The 20,662-nt window shown below is 70.9% G+C and carries 14 protein-coding genes and 1 tRNA gene; 5 read left to right on the top strand and 10 right to left on the bottom strand.

All coding sequences use genetic code 11. From position 1 onward, the window contains the following. Nucleotides 1-31: 31 nt before the first annotated feature. The 10 genes from KOV94_RS18085 to dnaA form a co-directional block, all read right to left on the bottom strand. Nucleotides 32-151, bottom strand: a complete 120-nt coding sequence (locus tag KOV94_RS18085) for a DLW-39 family protein (protein WP_210728157.1) — start codon at nt 149-151, stop codon at nt 32-34. Nucleotides 152-173: 22 nt separating this feature from the next. Continuing rightward, a tRNA-Ile gene (locus KOV94_RS18080) sits at nt 174-247 on the bottom strand. Between the two features lie 110 nt (nt 248-357). Next, entirely contained in the window at nt 358-1,281 is a 924-nt protein-coding gene (locus tag KOV94_RS18075; RefSeq protein ID WP_124342766.1) for a DUF3566 domain-containing protein, read from the bottom strand. Continuing rightward, nucleotides 1,278-3,890 (bottom strand): DNA gyrase subunit A, encoded by a 2,613-nt coding sequence (gyrA, locus tag KOV94_RS18070; RefSeq protein ID WP_124342765.1) that lies wholly within the window; start codon nt 3,888-3,890, stop codon nt 1,278-1,280. Before gyrA ends, KOV94_RS18075 begins: the two co-directional genes overlap by 4 nt. Nucleotides 3,891-3,970: 80 nt before the next feature. After that, entirely contained in the window at nt 3,971-6,019 is a 2,049-nt protein-coding gene (gene gyrB / locus KOV94_RS18065) for a DNA topoisomerase (ATP-hydrolyzing) subunit B (protein ID WP_124342764.1), read from the bottom strand. A 255-nt stretch (nt 6,020-6,274) separates the two neighbouring features. Next, nucleotides 6,275-6,868 (bottom strand): DciA family protein, encoded by a 594-nt coding sequence (locus tag KOV94_RS18060; protein WP_124342763.1) that lies wholly within the window; start codon nt 6,866-6,868, stop codon nt 6,275-6,277. After that, nucleotides 6,858-8,279, bottom strand: coding sequence for a DNA replication/repair protein RecF (recF, locus tag KOV94_RS18055; RefSeq protein WP_218052803.1), 1,422 nt, complete (start codon nt 8,277-8,279; stop codon nt 6,858-6,860). The genes KOV94_RS18060 and recF overlap by 11 nt, the downstream gene beginning before the upstream one ends. A 157-nt stretch (nt 8,280-8,436) precedes the next feature. Next, a complete protein-coding gene (gene gnd / locus KOV94_RS18050) occupies nt 8,437-9,384 on the bottom strand; it encodes a phosphogluconate dehydrogenase (NAD(+)-dependent, decarboxylating) (protein ID WP_124342761.1) in 948 nt (315 codons plus the stop codon). Nucleotides 9,385-9,494: 110 nt separating this feature from the next. Continuing rightward, the gene (gene dnaN, locus KOV94_RS18045) at nt 9,495-10,625 is read right to left on the bottom strand and encodes a DNA polymerase III subunit beta (RefSeq protein WP_124342760.1); all 1,131 of its coding nucleotides are present in this window, start codon (nt 10,623-10,625) and stop codon (nt 9,495-9,497) included. An 802-nt stretch (nt 10,626-11,427) separates the two neighbouring features. Then, nucleotides 11,428-12,957, bottom strand: a complete 1,530-nt coding sequence (gene dnaA, locus KOV94_RS18040; protein WP_124342759.1) for a chromosomal replication initiator protein DnaA — start codon at nt 12,955-12,957, stop codon at nt 11,428-11,430. A 479-nt stretch (nt 12,958-13,436) separates the two neighbouring features. On the opposite strand from dnaA, the gene rpmH reads away from it, so the two are divergent. The 5 genes from rpmH to KOV94_RS18015 are packed head-to-tail and all read left to right on the top strand — an operon-like array spanning nt 13,437 to nt 16,158. Continuing rightward, nucleotides 13,437-13,574 carry a 50S ribosomal protein L34 gene (gene rpmH / locus KOV94_RS18035; RefSeq protein WP_013885212.1) on the top strand — a complete coding sequence of 46 codons (138 nt, stop codon included), beginning with the start codon at nt 13,437-13,439 and terminating at the stop codon, nt 13,572-13,574. Nucleotides 13,575-13,585: 11 nt separating this feature from the next. Continuing rightward, nucleotides 13,586-13,954, top strand: coding sequence for a ribonuclease P protein component (rnpA, locus tag KOV94_RS18030; RefSeq protein ID WP_124342757.1), 369 nt, complete (start codon nt 13,586-13,588; stop codon nt 13,952-13,954). A 7-nt stretch (nt 13,955-13,961) separates the two neighbouring features. Continuing rightward, the gene (gene yidD, locus KOV94_RS18025) at nt 13,962-14,276 is read left to right on the top strand and encodes a membrane protein insertion efficiency factor YidD (protein ID WP_124342756.1); all 315 of its coding nucleotides are present in this window, start codon (nt 13,962-13,964) and stop codon (nt 14,274-14,276) included. A 21-nt stretch (nt 14,277-14,297) separates the two neighbouring features. Next, entirely contained in the window at nt 14,298-15,593 is a 1,296-nt protein-coding gene (yidC, locus tag KOV94_RS18020) for a membrane protein insertase YidC (RefSeq protein ID WP_218052802.1), read from the top strand. A 52-nt stretch (nt 15,594-15,645) separates the two neighbouring features. Next, complete coding sequence (locus KOV94_RS18015) at nt 15,646-16,158, top strand: Jag family protein (RefSeq protein WP_162353543.1); 513 nt, start codon at nt 15,646-15,648, stop codon at nt 16,156-16,158. Nucleotides 16,159-20,662: the final 4,504 nt, after the last annotated feature.

Genomic DNA, 20,662 nt, shown 5'->3' with positions numbered 1-20,662 from the left:
CCCGGGGGCGGCGATCACGTGGGGGAGGCGGTCACTCGAAGGTGTCGGTGACCTCGGACCAGAGGTCCCGCTCGTCCTGGTCCTGCTGGTACTTCTGCCAGAGGACGTAACCGACGGCGGCGACCGCCACCACGAGCAGGAGCTTCTTCATCGGATCCCCCACGGGTCGGGAGTGGGCCTAACAGGACTTGAACCTGTGACCTCTTCCTTATCAGGGAAGCGCTCTAACCGTCTGAGCTATAGGCCCGTGTCGCTTCCGCACGTGCGAACACGTGCGCTGCGCGCCGGACGAGACTACCCCAGCCGAGGTGTCCCGCCCAAACCGGCCCCCGCGCGCGGTCGGCCGGCCGGTCTCGGTCACTCGTCGGTCATGGTGACGTGCACGCCGCCGACGAGCGCCGCCACGATGTTGTAGAGGAACGCGCCGATCGTCGACAGCGCGGTCAGCAGGAAGACGTCGATGACGGCGATGAGCGTCGCACCCGAGACCACGCGCCGGAACTCGACGTACTGGAGGATGTTGATCGAGCTCTCCTCGCCGGTGATCTGCTTCACGAGGTTGTTCGCCTCGGTGAAGACGTGCAGACCGTCCAGCGTCAGCCAGATCACGGCCGCGGCGACGACGATCATGATGCCGATCGCGACGGACAGCAGGAACGACAGCTTCATGACCGACCAGGGGTCGATCCGGGACACCGCGAGGCGCACGCGCCGCGGGCCGCCGACCGTCGGGATGCGGCCCGTCGCCGGGCGGACCTGCGAGGTCGCGCCGGTCGCGGGGGGACGGGTCGCCGTGCGGGCCGCTGTCGGTGACGTGGCGGGGGCCGGTGCCGGACTGCTCATGGTCGGGTCCTCGGTACGGGGTCGGGTGACCGAGGCGAACGCGGCGCTGGTCGCGCCGGCCGCCTTCTTGAACCACACGGTCGCGGTGTCGACCGCCACCATGAGGGGCGAGGGCTGCTCGCCCTCGTCGGACGCGGACGTGGAGGCGGCCGTCGACGTGGACGTGCGGGGAGGGACCCCTGCCGACGCACGGTACGGCGGCTCGTCGCGCTTCGGGGTCGACACGCCGTCGCTCTCGCTGCTCGGCTTCTCGTCCGCCGGTGCGGGCCGGACGGGCTTCGACGTCGACGTCGCGGAGTCCGCACGGCCGCTGCCGTTGCGTGCCGCCGTGGGCGACTTCGCGGACGACTTCGCACCCGACGACGTCCCCGGACGCGCCGTGGTCGGGGTCGTCGGCCGCAGGCGCGGCGGGATCGAGGGCGGAGTCGAGTCGGTCATGCGTCCTCCGAGGACTGGTCGGCGACGGCCTGCTCACCGGTCGCGTCGTCCGCGCCGGGGGCCCCCGAGGCGTCCGGTTCGTCGGATCCCTGGCCGTTCTCGCCGCCCACGGTACCGGCATCCTCACCGAGGTGTCGCTCAGTGTTGCGGGCGACGGCGATGATCCGGTCGCCTGCGTCAGGCTTCGCGAAGATGACGCCCTGCGTCGTGCGGCCGGTCGCGTTGACCTCGGTCGTCGCGGACCGGACGATCTTGCCGCGCTCCATGATGACGAGCACCTCGTCGTCGGTGTCGGTCACGAGCGCGCCGACCAGGTCGCCGTTCGCCTCGGGCAGGTTCGCGACCTTGATGCCGAGGCCGCCGCGGCCCTGCTGCCGGTAGTTCTCGACCGTGAGCGCGGTGCGCTTGGCGATGCCGCCCTCGGTCACCGTGAAGAGGAACGCGTCCTCGCGGACGACGTCCATGGCGAGCAGCTCGTCGTCGTCGCGGAACTTCATGCCGGTGACGCCGGACGTCGCACGCCCCATGGGCCGCAACGACTCGTCGGACGCCGTGAACCGCACCGACTGGCCCTTGCGGGACACGAGGATGAGGTCCTGGTCGGAGTTGACCAGGCGCGCGGCGACGAGCTCGTCGGGCCGGCCCTCCTCGTCCTCGCGCAGGTTGATCGCGATGACGCCGCCCGACCGGTTGGAGTCGTACTCCGTCAGACGCGTCTTCTTCACGAGGCCGCGCTGCGTCGCGAGCACCAGGTGCTCGGCCTGCTCGTAATTGCGCACGTCCAGGACCTGCGCGATCGTCTCGCCCGGCTGGAACGCCAGGAGGTTCGCGACGTGCTGACCCTTCGCGTCACGGCCGCCCTCGGGCAGCTCGTACGCCTTCGCGCGGTAGACGCGGCCGAGGTTCGTGAAGAACAGCAGCCAGTGGTGCGTCGTCGTGACGAAGAAGTGGTCGACGATGTCGTCCTCGCGCAGCTGCGCGCCGCGCACGCCCTTGCCGCCACGACGCTGCGCCCGGTAGTTGTCGCTCCGCGTGCGCTTGGCGTAACCGCCGCGGGTGATGGTGACGACCATCTCCTCCTCGGCGATGAGGTCCTCGACGGACACCTCGCCGTCGAACGGGAGGATCGTCGTGCGCCGCTCGTCGCCGAACTTGTCGACGATCGCCTGGAGCTCGGTGCTGACGATGTCGCGCTGGCGCTGCTCGGAGTCGAGGATCGCGTTGAACTCGACGATCTGCGCCTCGAGCTTCGCGTGCTCCTCCATGATCTCCTGACGCTGCAGCGCGGCGAGGCGGCGCAGCTGGAGGTTGAGGATCGCCTGCGCCTGCTGCTCGTCGATGTCGAGCAGCTCGATCAGGCCGGCGCGCGCCTGGTCCGCGTCGGGGGAGCGGCGGATGAGCGCGATGACCTCGTCGAGCGCGTCGAGCGCCTTGAGGTAGCCGCGGTAGAGGTGGATGGCCTCCTCGGCCTTGCGCAGCCGGTACCGGGTGCGTCGCTGGATGACCTCGAGCTGGTGCGTCGTCCAGTGCCGCACGAACGCGTCGATGCTGAGCGTGCGCGGCACGCCGTCGACGAGCGCGAGCATGTTCGCGCCGAACGTGTCCTGCAGCTGCGTGTGCTTGTAGAGGTTGTTGAGCACGACCTTCGCGACGGCGTCGCGCTTGAGCACGATCACCAGACGCTGGCCGGTGCGGCCCGACGTCTCGTCGCGGATGTCGGCGATCCCCGAGACCCGGTTCTCCTTGACGAGGTCCGCGATCTTCTTCGCGAGCGTGTCGGGGTTCACCTGGTACGGCAGCTCGGTGACGACCAGGCAGATGCGGCCCTGGATCTCCTCGACGTTCACGACCGCGCGCATGGTGATCGAGCCGCGGCCCGTCCGGTACGCCTCGTCGATGCCGCGGTGACCGAGGATCGTCGCGCCCGTCGGGAAGTCCGGGCCCTTGATCCGCAGCAGCAGCGCCGCGAGGAGCTCCTCCTTCGTCGCCTCGGGGTGCTCGAGGTACCACTGGACGCCGTCGGCGACCTCGCGCAGGTTGTGCGGCGGGATGTTCGTCGCCATGCCGACCGCGATGCCCGCCGAGCCGTTGACCAGCAGGTTCGGGAACCGGCTGGGCAGGACGAGCGGCTCCTGCGTGCGGCCGTCGTAGTTGTCGCCGAAGTCGACCGTGTCCTCGTCGATGTCCCGCACCATCTCCATCGAGAGGGGGGCCATCTTGCACTCGGTGTACCGCGGCGCGGCCGCCGGGTCGTCACCGGGGGAGCCGAAGTTCCCCTGGCCGGCGACCAGCGGGTACCGCAGCGACCAGTCCTGCACCAGACGGACCAGGGCGTCGTAGATCGCCGAGTCGCCGTGCGGGTGGTACTTGCCCATGACGTCGCCGACGACGCGGCTGCACTTCGAGAACTGGCGGTCCGGGCGGTAGCCGCCGTCGTACATGGCGTACAGCACGCGACGGTGCACCGGCTTCAGGCCGTCGCGCACGTCGGGCAGCGCACGGCCCACGATGACGGACATCGCGTAGTCGAGGTACGACCGCTGCATCTCGAGCTGCAGGTCGACCTGCTCGATGCGGCCGTGCTCGATCTGGTCCGGGGTCTCGGTCACGGGGTTCCTTCTGTCGTGCGGCGGGGGAGGACGTGGGGGCGGGCGCGCTGCCTCGTGGCGGCTGGCGCGGCCCGGCGCCGTCAGATGTCGAGGAAGCGCACGTCCTTCGCGTTCCGCTGGATGAACGAGCGGCGGGACTCGACGTCCTCGCCCATGAGGACCGAGAAGATCTCGTCCGCCGCGGCGGCCTCGTCGAGCGAGACCTGCAGCAGCGTGCGGTGCTCGGGCGACATCGTGGTCTCCCAGAGCTCCTGGTAGTCCATCTCGCCGAGACCCTTGTACCGCTGGATCGCGTTCTCCTTCGGCAGCCGCTTGCCCGCGGCCTGGCCGTCCTTGATGTACGCGTCCCGCTCGCGGTCCGAGTAGACGTAGTCGTGGTCCGCGTTCGACCACTTGATCCGGTACAGCGGCGGCTGCGCGAGGTACACGTGACCCTGCGTGATGAGCTCCGGCATGTAGCGGAACAGCAGGGTCAGCAGCAGCGTGCAGATGTGCTTGCCGTCGACGTCGGCGTCGGCCATCAGGACGATCTTGTGGTACCGCAGCTTGGCCAGGTCGAAGTCCTCGCCGATGCCCGTCCCGAACGCCGTGATGAGCGCCTGGACCTCCTGGTTGCCCAGGGCCCGGTCGAGGCGCGCGCGCTCGACGTTGAGGATCTTGCCGCGGATCGGGAGGATCGCCTGCGTCCGCGGGTTGCGACCGCGCACGGCCGAGCCGCCGGCGCTGTCGCCCTCGACGATGAAGACCTCGCACTCCTCCGGGCGGTTGCTCTGGCAGTCCTTCAGCTTGCCCGGCATGCCGCCCGACTCCAGCAGGCCCTTGCGACGCGTCGCCTCGCGCGCCTTGCGGGCCGCCATGCGCGCCGCGGCCGCCTGGATCGACTTGCGGATGACGTCGCGCGCCTCGTTCGGGTGGGAGTCCAGCCAGTCGCCCAGACGCTCGTTCACGACCTTCTGCACGAACGTCTTCGCCTCGGTGTTGCCGAGCTTCGTCTTCGTCTGCCCCTCGAACTGCGGCTCGCCGAGCTTCACGGAGATGACGGCCGTCAGGCCCTCGCGGATGTCGTCACCCGTGAGGTTCTCGTCCTTCTCCTTGATGATGTTCTTGTCGCGGGCGTACCGGTTGATCAGCGACGTCATCGCCGCCCGGAAGCCCTCCTCGTGCGTGCCGCCCTCGGTCGTCGAGATGGTGTTGGCGTACGTGTGCACCGACTCGCTGTACGCGCTCGTCCACTGCAGCGCGATGTCGACCGAGATGCGGCGCTCGGTGTCCTCCGACGTGATCTCGATGACGTCGGGGTGGACGAGCTCGACCTTCTTCGCCGCGTTGAGGTGCGCGACGTAGTCCACGAGGCCGCCGTCGTACTTGTACGTGACCGTGCGGTGCTGCGGGGCGTCGACCGGCTGGTCCTCCTCCTGCGCCGGCTCGGCGTCCGTGACCTCGTCCTCGGTGCCCGTGTGCTGCGGCCGCTCGTCGGTGAGCGTGATCTTCAGGCCCTTGTTGAGGAACGCCGTCTGCTGGAAGCGCGAGCGCAGCGTCTCGAAGTCGTAGTCGACCGTCTCGAAGATCGTCGAGTCGGCCCAGAAGGTCTGGCTCGTGCCCGTGTCCGTCGTCGCCTCGCCCTGGCGGATCGGACCCGTCGGCTTGCCGCCGTCCTCGAAGTCCATCTCCCACGCGTAGCCGTCGCGCTTCACGACGGACTCGACGCGGCTGCTCAGCGCGTTGACGACCGAGATGCCCACGCCGTGCAGACCGCCCGACACCGCGTACCCGCTGCCGCCGAACTTGCCGCCCGCGTGCAGGATCGTCATGACGACCTCGAGCGTCGGCTTGCCCTCGGTGGGGTGCAGCTCGACCGGGATGCCACGGCCGTTGTCGACGACGCGCACGCCGCCGTCGGCCAGGAGCGTCACGTCGATCGTGTCGCAGTACCCCGCGAGCGCCTCGTCGACCGAGTTGTCGACCACCTCGTAGACGAGGTGGTGCAGGCCGCGTGCACCGGTCGAGCCGATGTACATGCCGGGCCGCTTGCGGACAGCCTCGAGCCCCTCGAGGACCGTGATCGCGCTGGCGTCGTACCCGCCGGCGCCGTTGGGGCTGCTGGGCGGGGTCGTGCTCTCGTCGGCCACGGGCGGGTGTACTCCTCAAGCTCTCACACGCGACAGAGCGCCCCGCCAAGGACCTCGGAGGGCGGATCACCCCAGGAGACTGGAGTTCTCGGCTCTGGTACCGGCGCAAGCGCGCCAGAATTGACGTTCACAGTCTACCTGGACCCCGGCCTCTTACCCCTCGTGTCGACGTCGGCGGAGGAGGGAAGTTGTGGCAGGTTCCGTGACGACGCGCGTCGCGGAGCTCCGCAGCGGTCCTCGCCGGTCGCCGACGCGTCAGCCGTACGTGTCCCGCGGACCCCTCCCGGCCACGCGCCGCTTCCCCCGGCCGAACCCCGGACCCGACGGCCCGAGCACCGTGATCTCCGAGACCACGCCCTCGCCGAGCTCCTCCGCGAAGCGACGCAGCATCGTCGGCACCGCCCACGTCAGGTTCGTCGCCCAGCTCGTCGAGCTCGCCTGCACCGTCAGCACGCCCGCCTCGAGCGACACGTAGGAGCAGTGCTCCGCGACCTGCGGCCCGACGAGGTCCGCCCATCGGTGCTGCACCGTGCCCGACACGAGCCCGGAACCCCAGCCGAACTGCCCCACCAGCGCCCCCAGCGTGTCCGCCACGGCCTGCGGATCCCGCGCCCCCGGCCCCGCCGAGCCTGGGTTCACGTCGACGAGCGCCCGGCGGCGAGGAGCGTCGCCCGGGCGGATGCCCTTGGCCCGAGCCGCCTCCTTCGCCCGGTTCAGCGCGGCCGCCGCGACCTGACGCTCCGGGACGAGGTCGACCACCTGCCGCAGCGGGGCACCTTCCGTGGTGGCGCGCCGGACCGGGGGGAGCAGGGCGTCGTCGGCCTGGTCGTCGCCGCGGTCAGAGGACACGAGCCACCTCACCGCCCATGACGTCCACGCGGGCGCCCGCGAGCGGCTCCGGCACGTCCTCCGCGACGGCCGCCGTCACCAGGACCTGGCGTGCCGGGGCGACCAGCTCGGCCAGCCGCTCGCGGCGGCGCGCGTCCAGCTCCGCGAAGACGTCGTCGAGGATCAGGACCGGCTCGCCGTCGGGGCCCCAGTCCGCGCCACGCCCGAGCCAGTCCGTCGCCGGCTCCGCGACGGCCGTGCTCACCCGCGCAGCCTGCGGTGCCGGGTCACCGTCGCCCGCGGGAGCCGCACCTGCGACGGCGTCCTGCGGAGCTCCGGCCGTCGACGTCACGACTGCGGGCGTCGCGACGGCGGCGGGCGCTCGTGTCGCCGATACGCCGTCGGTCAGCAACGTGTACGACGCGAGCCGCAGCGCCAGCGCGTACGACCACGACTCCCCGTGGCTCGCGTACCCCTTCGCGGGAAGCCCGCCGAGCGTCAGGACGAGGTCGTCGCGGTGCGGCCCGACCAGGCACACCCCGCGCTCGACCTCCTTCGGCCGCAGGCGGCCCATCGCCTCGAGCAGCTGCGCCTCGACCAGGCTCGTGGTCGCCGGCACGTCCGAGGCGGCCGCCGGGGTCGCGTCCGGCGCGCCCGGCGCCGTCGAGCCGTCGCCCGACCGACCGCGGTTGTCGTCGGCGAGAGCCGCGTCCAGGCTCGCCCGGTACGTGACCACCGCCTCGCCCTGACCCGCGCTGACCTGCGCGTACGACGCCGCGACGTGCGGGGCGAGGGCCGCGACGAGCGCGCGCCGGGCCACCACGAGCTCCGCACCGGTCTGGGCGAGCTTCGCGTCCCACACGTCGAGCGTCCGCAGGTCCGCCGTACCGCGCCCGCCCCGCATCGCCGAGCCCGCCGTCTTGAGCAGCGCCGACCGCTGCCGCAGCACCCGCTCGTAGTCCTGCACCGTGCCCGCGAACCGGGGGACGAGCTGCACCAGCAGGTCGTCGAGGAAGCGTCGCCGCCCGTCCGGGTCGCCCTTCACCAGGGACAGGTCCTCCGGCGCGAACAGCACCGTGCGCAGGATCCCGAGGATGTCGCGTGCCCGGCCCGGGGAACCGCCGTTGACCCGGGCCCGGTTGGCCTTGCCCGGCGTGACCTCGACCTCGACCAGCGTCGCGCGCGGGTGCCCCGGCTCGAGCTCGCGCACGACACGGGTCCGCACGACCGCGCGGCTCGCACCCGAGCGGACGAGCGCCGCGTCCGACGGCACCCGGTGGCTGCCGAGCGTCGCGACGTACCCGATCGCCTCGACCAGGTTCGTCTTGCCCTGCCCGTTCGGCCCGACGAGCGCGGTGATGCCCGCGTCGAGGGGAAGCTCGACCTGCGCGTAGGAGCGGAAGTCGGTGAGCGACAGGTGGGCGACGTACATCGGGTCTCTTCGTCGTGGTGAGGCTGGTCGGGTCGGGATCGTCACCGCCGGGCGAGCGGTGGCACCCCGGCTGTCAGCGCCGTACGGGCTCCGGAGCCGGACGCCCTCACGCAGGCTCGTTCAGGCGGCGCCAGGGCGTCGTCCGCAGAGCCCGTAGTCAGGCGTGCGGCGGGACGGCCGCGTCGGGGACCGGCGTGGTGTCGCTGATCGGGCCCGTCGTGCCCGCCGGCTTCACCGCGTGCCCGCCGAACTGCTGGCGGAGCGCGGCGACGGCCTTCATCGCGGGCGACTCCTCCTGCCGGGACGCGAACCGCGCGAACAGCGCCGCGGAGATCACCGGGGCCGGCACGGCGAGGTCGATCGCCTCGTCGACCGTCCACCGGCCCTCGCCCGAGTCCTCGACCCAGTCGTCGATCTCGCCGAAGGACGGGTCGGCCTCGAGCGCCTCGACCAGCAGGTCGAGCAGCCAGGACCGCACGACCGTGCCGCGGCGCCACGCCTTGACTGTGCCGTGCACGTCCGTGACCAGGTCTTTCGCGGCCAGGAGCTCGTACCCCTCCGCGTACGCCTGCATGAGGCCGTACTCGATGCCGTTGTGCACCATCTTCGCGAAGTGGCCCGCGCCGATCGCCCCGGCGTGCACGAACCCCTCCTCGCGCGGGCCCTCGGGCCGCAGCGCGTCGAAGACCGGCAGCACGCGCGCGACCAGGTCCGCGTCGCCGCCGACCATGAGGCCGTAGCCGTTCTTAAGGCCCCACACACCGCCCGACACCCCGACGTCGAGGAAGCCGACGCCGTTCTCGGCGAGCAGGTCCGCGTGCGGCTGGTCGTCCTGGTAGTACGAGTTGCCGCCGTCGATGACCACGTCGCCGCTGGTCAGCAGGCCGCCGAGGTCACGGATGACCGCGTCGGTGATCGCGCCGGACGGCACCATGACCCAGACGACGCGCTCACCCGCGGGCAGCGCCTCGACGAGCGCCTCGAGCGAGGGCACGTCCGTCACGTCGGGGTTGCGGTCGTACCCCGTGACCTCGATGCCCGCGGCGCGGATGCGTTCCCGCATGTTCGCGCCCATCTTGCCCAGACCGACCAGACCGATGTGCATGACCCCTCGCCTCTCCCGGTGTCCCGGACCTCGCCGACCGGCGTCCACCGGTCACTCTGCCGCACCGTCCCACGGTCCGCTCCCGCGGCCGTCGGGTCGACGGCGACGCGTCAGCTCGCGAACCGGATCGGGACGAGCAGGTAGCGGTACTCCTGCTTGTCCTCGCCGTCGAGAGACTCCTGGCCCGTGAACTCGACCGGCTTGTTCGGGTGCGTGAACGACAGCCGCACGAAGGTCGTGTCGAGCGCGCCCAGGCCGTCGAGCAGGAACTGCGGGTTGAACGCGACCGTGATGTCGTCACCGACCAGCGTCGCCTCGAGCGCCTCGGACGCCTGCGCGTCGTCGCCCTGCCCCGCGTCGAGCACCACCTGGCCCTGCGAGAACGCCAGCCGGATCGGGGTGTTGCGCTCCGCGACGAGCGCGACACGCTTCGCGGCCTCGGCGAGCGCGTGCGTCGAGACGATCGCGTGGATCGGGGTCTCGTCGGGGAACAGGCGGCGGACGGCGGGGTAGTCGCCGTCGACGAGCAGGCTCGTCGTCTGGCGGCCGCCGGCCTCGAACCCGATGAGGTCCACGCCGGCGCCAGTCGACAGCGCGACCGTGACGGACCCCGCGCTGCCCAGCGACTTCGCGGCGTCGTTGAGGGTGCGTGCGCGCACCAGCGCGACGGTCGAGATGTCGGGCGACGACGGCTTCCACGTGAGCTCGCGGAGCGCGAGGCGGTAGCGGTCGGTCGCGAGCAGCGTGACCTTCTCGCCCTCGATCTCGACGCGCACGCCCGTGAGGAGCGGCAGCGTGTCGTCGCGGCTCGCGGCCACCGAGACCTGCGCGACCGCGTGCGTGAGCTCGTCGCCGTCGACCGTGCCCGCCGTGGCCGGCATGGACGGCAGGTTCGGGTAGTCCTCGACCGGCATCGTGAGGAGCGTGAAGCGGCTCGCGCCGCAGGTGACGACGACCTTGGTGCCGTCGAGGACGACGTCCACGGGCTTGTCGGGCAGCGCGCGCGAGATCTCGGCGAGCAGACGGCCCGAGACCAGGACCGTGCCCGGCTCGGAGACGTCGGCCGGGATCTGCGAGCGGGCCGAGACCTCGTAGTCGAAGCTCGACAGCTGGATCGTCCCGGTGGTGTCGGCCTCGATGCGGACACCCGCGAGCACGGGGACCGGCGGTCGGGTGGGCAGGCTGCGAGCCGTCCACGTGACCGCGTCGGCGAGGACGTCACGGTCGACCCGGAACCTCATGTGTCACCTCTTCGTCGTTCGAGTGCTGCCCGGGGCGTCGTCGCACGGTTCCGGCGTGGGGCGCTCGTGCGTCGACGCCGGTGGGCCGTCGTGAGCGCACTGGTCGCACGCACGACACGGCCTGTCCTGGCATCACGCGAACACTACGCGAGAGGTCCGACGCTCGGTACAGGTCCGCGGAGGGTGTGGACGACAGGTTCTCCGGGCCTGCCGTGGGCGCTGGGTGTCGATCGTGCCGATCGGCGTCCCGGCCGGCCGCCGTCAGCTCTCGGCGGTGTGTGGATCATCGGCAGAGAGAAGTCTCGTCGTCGTCATCGGTCGTGTGCATGGTGTGGATCGCGGCCGTCCGTGCAGGTCAGCCCGCCGAGACCGTGTGGACGTGCTGTGGGTGTCGCACCCGTGCTCCGGTGGACGTCGGTGGACGTGCCGGAGAAGGCCTTGCGGCATCCACGGACGAGGGCGGTGTCCTCCACAGCGTCGAGGCGTGTCGTCCACCGTCGTCCACAGGTGTGTGCACAGGTGTGAACATTCGTCCCATGCATGTTTCATCCGGAACGTGAGGGTTCCGGTCAAGGCGGTCGCATCGATTCGACGATGAGACTTGTCTCATCGCTCGCCGGACGGGCGACGCGTCGGGAGGAACGGCGACGGGACGAAGGTGCAGGTCAGGACATGGATCCGCGCGTCCGTCACAGCGACTGATCCGATCGGGTGAACAGCGTCACAAACATCCCCAGCCCCCTGTGGAAACTGTGGACAACCGTGAGGACGGATTCCCCACGAACCGGACAGGTGGGACGGATCAGCCCCGGCTCTGCTGCTTGATGCGGTTCGTCAGCTCGGTGACCTGGTTGTAGATCGACCGGCGCTCGGCCATGAGCTCGCGGATCTTGCGGTTCGCGTGCATGACCGTCGTGTGGTCACGGCCTCCGAACGCCTGGCCGATCTTCGGCAGCGACAGGTCCGTGAGCTCGCGGCACAGGTACATCGCGATCTGCCGGGCCGTCACGAGCACGCGCGAGCGGCTCGAGCCGCACAGGTCGTCGATCGACAGCCCGAAGTACGCGGCCGTCTGGCCGATCACCTGCGTCGCGGTGATCTCGGCGGTCTGCTCGTCGGTGATGAGGTCCTTGAGGACGATCTCCGCGAGCGACAGGTCGACCTGCTGGCGGTTGAGGTTCGCGAACGCGGTCACGCGGATCAGCGCACCCTCGAGCTCACGGATGTTCGTCGAGATCTTGCTCGCGATGTACTCGAGGACGTCCGGCGGCGCCTGCAGCCGCTCGCTGCCGGCCTTCTTCCTCAGGATCGCGATGCGCGTCTCGAGGTCCGGCGGCTGGACGTCGGTGATGAGGCCCCACTCGAACCGCGACCGCATGCGGTCCTCGAAGCCGTTCAGCTGCTTGGGCGGCAGGTCGGACGTGATCACGACCTGCTTGTTCGCGTTGTGCAGGGTGTTGAACGTGTGGAAGAACTCCTCCATCGTCTGTTCCTTGCCCTGCAGGAACTGGATGTCGTCGATGAGGAGCACGTCGACCTCGCGGTAGCGGCGCTGGAACGCGCCCGCCTTGCCCTCGGAGATCGAGTTGATGAAGTCGTTCGTGAACTCCTCCGAGTTCACGTACCGCACCCGGACGCTGGGGTACAGGTTGTACGCGTAGTGCCCGATCGCATGCAGCAGGTGCGTCTTGCCGAGGCCCGAGTCGCCGTAGATGAACAGCGGGTTGTACGCCTTGGCCGGCGCCTCGGCGACGGCGACCGCGGCCGCGTGGGCGAAGCGGTTCGACGAACCGATGACGAACGTCTCGAACTGGTACTTGGGGTTGAGCCGCGCCGGCTCCGACGCCTGCTTGCGGCCCGACGGCAGCGGACGGTCGTCGATCGCGACCCGACCAGGCCCGGGACCGTCGTCGTCCTGGCCCCCGTGCACCACGGACAGGTCCGGGCGGTCGCTGCGGTCGGAGACCTCGTCCGACCCGTCCTCGCGGCGCGGCGACCCGTCGTTCCGGTCGAGCGGAGCCGGGGGAGCGGGAGGGACGACACGCAGCGACGGCGTGGTGTCGCTCGCCAACTCCGGGTCGACCGTGATCGCGAAGCGGGCCTCGCGGTCGAGGGCGTCCGAGAGGGCGTCCGTGACCTCCGAGCGCACGCGCGTCTCGAGGTAGTCCTTCGTCAGGTCGTTGCCCACCGCCAGCAGCAACGTGCCGTCGAGCAGCCCGAGCGGACGTGCGAGCCGGACGAAGGCGATCTGCCGCGGCGTGATGTCAGGGCTCGCCTCGAGGGTCGCGACGACGTGGCCCCAGACCCGGGCGAGCTCTTCGTCCTGTGACAACGTCCTACCTCAGCTGATCGATCGTGGAGTGGTCGAGTCTCGCACGGCCCCCGTTGTCCACATACTTGTCCACACCTGTGCGCGGTCGCCTCGCACCCGTCCTGACGGCACGACGCCGGGCCGTGGTGCGCCGACAGCGGCTCGTCGAGATCGACCTCTCCACACGGGATGGTCCACGACGTCCACAGGCACGGCGACGACGAACGATGCTAGCCCCCGACGACGCGCCGGGGGAGGCGTCCTGCCGGGTGACCTCACCAGGTGTCCGGGTAGGCTCCCGGCAGGCAGACGTGGCGCTCCCGCCCATTTGACCGGCCGCGACGACGCGGCGTACCGTTGTCCAGCCTTCCTGATGGCTCCTGCTGGCGCGCCCTGACGCCACACGCCGCGTGCGTGTCCTTGGAGCAGTCGAGCTCGGCAGACAGACCCAGGTCACGCGCCCACGCGCGGGGCCCAACCCGGATGTAGTGGAGACTCTCGTGAGCAAGCGCACGTTCCAGCCGAACAACCGGCGCCGCGCCAAGACGCATGGCTTCCGTCTGCGCATGCGCACCCGCGCGGGTCGCGCGATCCTCGCGGCCCGTCGCCGCAAGGGTCGCTCCGAGCTCTCGGCCTGACGCCAGCGCCGGTGCTGCCCGCAGCGCACCGGATGCGCCGTGCTGCCGACTTCGAGCAGGCGGTGCGGCGTGGTGCGCGCAGCGGCCGGGACACCCTCGTGGTGCACCTGACGACCAAGACCGACCCGGGACCCGACGGTCCCGTGGTCGGTCTTGTCGTGTCCAAGGCCGTGGGCACGGCGGTCCGCCGCAACCTCGTCAAGCGACGGCTGCGGGAGCTCGTGCGGGCCCGCCTCGACTCGCTCCCCGCGGACGCGGGACTCGTCGTCCGGGCGCTCCCTCCCGCGGCGACGGCCGAGTACGTGCGACTGGGCGCAGACCTCGACTCCGCGCTCGCATCCGCGACGCGGCGCCTCACGTCGCGCACGTCCCAGGCGTAGCCGCCCCATGACCTGGCGATCCGTGGTGCGTGGTGCCGTGCGTCTGCCGGCGCAGCTCGTGCTGCTCCTCCTGCGGGGGTACCAGCGGTTCATCTCGCCGATGACCCCGCCTACCTGCCGCTTCTACCCGTCGTGCTCGCAGTACGCCGTCATCGCCGTCACGCGGCACGGGTTGCTCCACGGTTCGTGGCTCGCCGTCCGCCGGCTGCTGCGGTGCCACCCGTGGAACCCCGGGGGCGTCGACGACGTTCCACCGGCGCGTCCCCCGCACCACCACCACCGTCTTCACCGTCACCCTGACGTGGCTCCGTCCACGCACTGATCCCCTCCGAGGAGCCCCCGGATGTCGTGGTTCGACGGACTGCTCAGTCCGATCATGACCGTCGTGGCCTGGATCATGGTCCAGTTCCACGCCCTGTTCACGACCCTCGGGCTCGACCCCGAGAGCGGCGCTGCATGGGGCCTGTCGATCGTCGGTCTCGTGATCGTGATCCGGATCCTGCTGATCCCGCTGTTCTTCAAGCAGATCAAGGCGTCGCGCGGCATGCAGCTGCTCGCGCCTGAGATGCAGGCGATCCAGAAGAAGTACAAGGGGAAGACCGACCCCGCGTCCCGTGAGGCCATGAGCCGCGAGACGATGGAGCTCTACCGCAAGCACGGCACGAACCCGTTCGCGTCCTGCCTGCCGATCCTGCTCCAGTCGCCGATCTTCTTCGCCCTGTTCCGGGTACTCATCGAGCTGCCGCGCATCGCCGCCGGCACCTACGACCCCATCGGCCCCATGACGCCCGCGCTCGCCGCTCAGGCCGAGGCCGCCACCATCTTCGGCGCCCCGCTGTCCGGCACGTTCATGACCGCCGGCGACAACTGGCACATCCGCGTCGTGACCGTCGTCCTCATCATCGCGATGTCCGCGACCACGTTCCTCACGCAGCGCCAGCTGACCATGAAGAACATGCCGCCCGCGGCGCTGCAGGGCCCGATGGCGCAGCAGCAGAAGGTGCTGCTCTACGTCCTGCCGCTGATCTTCGCGTTCTCGGGCGTCAACTTCCCCATCGGTGTCCTCATCTACTGGACCACCACGAACCTGTGGTCGATGGGCCAGCAGTTCTACACGATCCGCCGCATGCCGGCGCCGGGCTCCGAGGCCGAGCGCCTGATGAAGGAGCGCAAGGCGCGCCGAGCCGCCGCCCGCGGGGTCACGCTCGAGGAGCCGACCACCTCGACCGCCGTCATCGAGGAGAAGCCGCGGGGCCAGCGTCAGCAGCCCAAGCGGAAGGACCGGGCCAAGGGCGTCGCGGGTGCCCCGGGCTCGACGGCAGGTGCGGGCACGGGCAGCGAGGACGCCGCTACGTCGCCGTCGTCGAGCCCTGTCACCGGCAGCGGGACGACCACGCCCTCGGCCGGTGGGAGCTCGAAGGGCTCGGCACCCAAGAGTGGCCAGACGAAGGGCGGTGCGCCCAAGGCGGGCCCGGCCAAGTCCGGCGGTGCGAAGCCCGGCGCGGGCAAGACCGGCCCTGCCAAGTCGGGCGGCACCAAGGCCGGCGGCAGCGGTGCTTCTCGCACGCAGTCCCCTCGCGAGGCGCACGGCGGTGCGGGCGGCGACGGTGCCGGCCCCGACAGCCCGACGCGGTCGTAGAACCCGTCCACCTACCCCAGCCGACAATCCTGTCGACGATCGGAGAGACCTCATGAGCCCGAGCTCGCCCGACGAAGCGGTCGAGTCCACCAGCACCAAGCGCCTCGAGGAAGAGGGCGAGATCGCCGCGGACTACCTCGAGGAGCTCCTCGACATCGCCGACCTCGACGGCGACATCGACATCGACATCGACCACGGTCGTGCCGCTGTCGAGATCGTCTCCGAGGATCCGGAGGACCGTTCGCTGCGCCGTCTCGCCGGCCGCGACGGCGAGGTGCTCGACGCGCTGCAGGAGCTGACGCGCCTCGCCGTGCAGACGAAGACGGGGGAGCGCAGCCGCCTCATGCTCGACGTCGCCGGGTTCCGGGCGGCTCGTCGGACGGAGCTCGTCGGCGTCGCGGAGGACGCGATCGCGCGGGTCAAGACATCGGGCGCACCCGTTGCCCTCACGGCCATGAACCCGTTCGAGCGGAAGGTCGTCCACGACGCCGTGGCCGCAGCGGGACTCTCGAGCGACTCCGAGGGCGTCGAGCCCGACCGGCACGTGGTGATCCGCCCGGCCTGATCCGGGGAGATCGTCGGGAGGGCGGGGTGACTACGGTCGCCCCGCCCTCGTCGCTTTCCCGGGCCAGTTCGGCGCGCAGGCCTGCTTCGTCGAGCGGTCATGTGCGCGGCCGAGCTTCGGGTCGTGGGCGGGGACTCAGAAGTGAACGCGATGACGTCACGCCCGCGTCGCGGCCCGCGACGCGGGAGCGCCTGTTTCACGTGAAACGCTCGCCCAGCTATTGCCGTCACCGGCGTTGCCGTTCCTCTGGGCGCCCCGGCGGCGCGCGGAGAGCCAGCAGGTCTCGCCCCGCGGCGTTCGGTGTTTCACGTGAAACGAGTAGGGCCGCCGCGTCTGGTCCTCGTGGCGTCGGCGTGGACGTTGTCGTGCTTGCCTCGGCCTTGCGTGATCAACGGGGCACGACCACACATGGAACTCTGCGTGGCGTCATCCCCGGTGCTGCGGGAGCGCTCAACGAGGTAGCTGGGTGCGTGCGGGGCGCGGTGTTCCCGGTGGCTCCGCGCCGACATCGCCGCTCTGGCGGACAGGTAGCGACGACTTTCCCGGGAGCGACCTCCCTGGGCCGAACCTCGTCAGACGCCGGCAGGCCAAGAAGCTCACTCCTCTCGGGCTTGCTTCTCGCATTCACGGTCGAGCAGGGCGGGGAGTCGGGACAACCCGCACCAGAGCCCAGTGTTAGCCGAAGGATGTGGGCGGCGCGGCGCGCCATCGCTGGTGGTGGGCAAGCCGCGTCCGAGGCGGTTAGGCGCGAGCAACGGCCAGATTGCCGTCCTGGCGGTCGCAAACCGCCCAAGAAGCACCGCTTGAGCAGCGTCTGAAGGCCATCGAGGCGCCAACATCAGTCTCAGCGGTTCCCTTAGGGAGAATCGCATCAAGCCTGCAGGCTTGTGGATTCCATCGCGTCAGCGATCGGCGATGGCGCCGATCTTGGCGCCGGCGGGGTTTCGCCACTGCCGCGGTGCCGGGTCCGGGTCCGCCCACGAGGTCCGGGTCCGTCCACGAACGAGCGCACGGTCTCGCGCCGGCGAGGCGTTTCACGTGAAACGGCCGGAGTCCGAGACCGTCGTTCAGCGAGCGGCTGCCGATAAGGCGGTCCGCCTTCCGGTTCAGGGGGCACGCGCAGGCGTTCCGTTCCGTTGGTCATGCGACCTATGCGGCGAGCGGGCCACCAACGGGCGGAGCCGTCTGACAGGGCTTCCGACGCCGCGCGGCACGGCGACGCTCGGGTACGGCGAGACTGCTGACACGACTAGGTGTACCGATCGAGGGACTGGCCATCGCTCGAGGCGAGTCTCCGGAGTGCAGGAGATATGCGTACGCGAAGGCTGGGTTGATCGGCGTGCACCCGGATCGTGCGGCCGGCTCAACCAACACGACGACCTGCCCGCACCCGTGTCGGACCCACGAGGTGGGCGCCGCTCAGGCGGTGCATCGCGCGTGAACGCCTCGAGGTCCTTCGGCGTCCCGGTCGACCAACGAACCGGAGAGCCGCCGTCACGTGGTGAGTCCCGGAGGCGCGGACGTCGTTGGCGCGTTGGTGTCGCCGGAATCCATGCTCCGTCCATCGAGTGCGCCACGCGATCCACGGCGAAGGCGGGTCGTCGAGACTGGCTCGGTGAGTGAGCGACGCATCCTTGCTGGGGCGAGGTGCGCGACCGGCCCGCCGGAACCGGTCGCGCGTGAAGTCGCCCCGCGCGTCTGGGTACGACGTGGTGGCGGTCCGAAGCAACGGCCCACGCAGCGGGACCAAGAGCTCGGACGCCGTGCGAGACGCCGGTCGCTTGAGTAGCTGACCAGCGACGTTGACGCGGCCCGACAGGTTGTCAGGCGCACGACGTGCGCATCGCGAAGGCGGCGACGTGGGCCATGACGGGCAACCGAGGCGTGAGTTGGCCGGTGCCATGTGGGACAAGAGCGTGCTGGACGGGAGCGTATCCGGCTGGGCGCGATCGTTGAGATGAGTCGGGTTGGCGGGGCGCGCCGCCCAGGGTTCAAGGGAGGCCTCGGGCACGCACGAGCACTCAGCGCAGACCGTGCCAGGTGCTGTCGATGACGATCGCTTAGGCGAGTCGCGTTCACCGTGAGATCTCCACGGCGTGGCTGGTGGCCGCCTGACGGTCTCTGCTTGCCGATTCTGGTGCGATGGGCGCTAGTCCGTCCGACCATGGCGCATCGGGGCCCTGTGGTCGGCCGCGGCTCGCGACAAGTGTGGCGGGCCGCGGCTCGCGGCAAGTGTGGCCGGCCGCGGCTCGCGACAATCCGTCGGATCAGGACGCCGCTCGCTGGGCGAAGGGCTGGGGCCGTGGCGCCCTGGTGACCCAGGTGGATGCTGCGAGCGTCGACTCTTCAGTCAAAGTCACCGCGCGATCCGTTTCACGTGAAACCACGCTGCCCCCGTCCCGTCAAGCGAGCAGAAGGGCGGCCGTCCTGGCGAACGGACATCCCGTTCGGGCCGAGGCAATTCCTGCGGCGTCGGACGCGGCCGGAAGTACGAGCGATGACGAGTCCACGGGGCGGCGATGGGCGCACTCGAGCGGTGCGGTTCGACCCGAGCTCGGCACCTTCGAGCGTGTCACGCACACCAGCGCACACATGCGACTTACCTCGCCTGGTGTCGACGATTCAGGCGCGGCGCACACGTCGAGGCATGTGCGGGAGTCTGCGTTGGCGGCCGACAGCGGACAGGTGGACAGGCGTCGAGGACGTGGGGTGCCCGTCCTGCCCAGGGCGAGGCGGACGCGGTCCGTTTGGCCGGACGAGCGCGGTACCGCCCGTCGCGACTGCCACCGGGCGTCAGATCGACCACGCGCCCAGCACGTGCGAGGTAGCACGACTGTCTGAGACATGTCTGGCGGCTCGGGTACGCGACGGCCCGAGGGGGTGCGATGAAGAACTCCTCGGCCGTGTTGCTGCCGACAACGTCTTAGGCAGGTCGGCGGCGAGCGCTGGTAGCGGCGGAGCGCGCGCGGGACATTGATGTTTCACGTGAAACGCCGGGCGTTCTAGGACGTCCGCCGCCAAGGCGTAACTCTCACCGCCGGCATGAAGCGCCCTGGCGTTCGGCCGCGAGCGTTCTCGAAAGGGGAGCGACTCTCGGGCACGTACTGGTCGTCGCTGTCCTTGAGGCCGACGTACCAATCTCAGGCCTGACGTGAGCTGCAGGGTCCCGACACCGTGTCGTCGGCACCGCTGCCGCCGATGCGGCCTTGATTCGGCGCGACCGAGGGGTGCGGCGCCCGAGCTGGTGTCTTGCACGTGACTCGCTTGGTGCCGCGGTCTGCCGTCTGCCGTGAGCGCCGCGCCTTGCGAGTCGCAGTACGCGACCGCCGAGAGCGGCCGCGCACGCGCGAGCTGCGACCCCGAGCGGCGGCCACCGCGTGTTCCCGGGGGCTCATCACGAGCGTGACGCACGACGCGGGGCGCAGGACCGAGGGGGAGGCGGGGCAGCGAGAGGTGGGGCTGACGGTGGGCGCGGCGAAGGCTGGCCGGGGAGCTCGGCATTGCTGCGCAGGACCGGTTGTCAGTGGGGCGTGGGACCGGGCGGGGGTAGCGAGAGTCGGGGCTGACGGTGGGCGCGGCGAAGGCTGGCCGGGGAGCTCGGCATTGCTGCGCAGGACCGGTTGTCAGTGGGGCGTGGGACCGGGCGGGGGTAGCGAGAGTCGGGGCTGACGGTGGGCGCGGCGAAGGCTGGCCGGGGAGCTCGGCATTGCTGCGCAGGACCGGTTGTCAGTGGGGCGTGGGACCGGGCGGGGGTAGCGAGAGTCGGGGCTGACGGTGGGCGCGGCGAAGGCTGGCCAGGGCGCTCGGCTGCGTTGCGTAGGGCCGATGGCCATCGGCGCCGGGTGGCGCGGGGTCAGTGGGGCGTGGATCAGCGGGGCGTGGGAGTGGCGAGGGCCAGCGGGAGGTGGGTCGCTCGGCGGGGGGCGGGGACTGAGGCCGGACGCGCGGCAGCGATGCTCACGACTGGTAGCCGTGGGCACGGGACCGGGTCGGGGTCAGTGGGCAGCGGGACCGGGCGATGGTCAGCGAAAGGCGGCCGGGCGGTGAGCGGGGGGCCCGGGGCGGGCGCTCGGCACAGGTGTGTCTTACCGGTAGCCAGGGAAGTGGGGCCGGTCGGAGGTCAGCGGGTCGTGAGACCGGGGGTGGTCAGCGGGGGGTGGGACCGGGGTGGTCAGCGGGAGGTGGGTCGATCAGTGGGGCAAGGGTTGAGGCCGAGCGCTCGGAAGCGGTGTGGAGGACCGGTAGCCAGTGGGCACGGAACCGCGCGCGGGTCTGCGGGAGATGGGTCGGGGTCTGGGCGGCAGCGTCTGGAACCGGGCGGTCGGCAGTGGGCGGCGTCGGGCGGCGCGCAAGACAGGCGGCGAGAGGAAGGAGAAGGAGCGTCGACAAGGATCAGTGGGAAGCAGCACAGGCGTCGACGGGGAGCATTGCAGGAGCAGGAGCGGCGGGGCGAGCAACGGCGGGAGCGTCGCCGGCGACCAATGGACAGGACCCAGAGCAGGAG

The sequence above is a fragment of the Cellulomonas algicola genome (assembly GCF_019024305.1).
Taxonomy (GTDB): domain Bacteria; phylum Actinomycetota; class Actinomycetes; order Actinomycetales; family Cellulomonadaceae; genus Cellulomonas; species Cellulomonas algicola.
Note: the sequence above shows the minus strand (reverse complement) of the source record. Positions and strands in the feature narration are given on the sequence as shown.

Excerpts from the sequence above, each read along its gene's own strand:
- KOV94_RS18015 (WP_162353543.1), top strand. The coding sequence starts at position 15,646 with ATGAGCCCGAGCTCGCCCGACGAAGCGGTCGAGTCCACCAGCACCAAG.
- KOV94_RS18075 (WP_124342766.1), bottom strand. The coding sequence starts at position 1,281 with ATGACCGACTCGACTCCGCCCTCGATCCCGCCGCGCCTGCGGCCGACG.
- recF (WP_218052803.1), bottom strand. The coding sequence starts at position 8,279 with ATGTACGTCGCCCACCTGTCGCTCACCGACTTCCGCTCCTACGCGCAG.
- yidC (WP_218052802.1), top strand. The coding sequence starts at position 14,298 with ATGTCGTGGTTCGACGGACTGCTCAGTCCGATCATGACCGTCGTGGCC.
- yidD (WP_124342756.1), top strand. The coding sequence starts at position 13,962 with ATGACCTGGCGATCCGTGGTGCGTGGTGCCGTGCGTCTGCCGGCGCAG.
- dnaN (WP_124342760.1), bottom strand. The coding sequence starts at position 10,625 with ATGAGGTTCCGGGTCGACCGTGACGTCCTCGCCGACGCGGTCACGTGG.
- gnd (WP_124342761.1), bottom strand. The coding sequence starts at position 9,384 with ATGCACATCGGTCTGGTCGGTCTGGGCAAGATGGGCGCGAACATGCGG.
- KOV94_RS18085 (WP_210728157.1), bottom strand. The coding sequence starts at position 151 with ATGAAGAAGCTCCTGCTCGTGGTGGCGGTCGCCGCCGTCGGTTACGTC.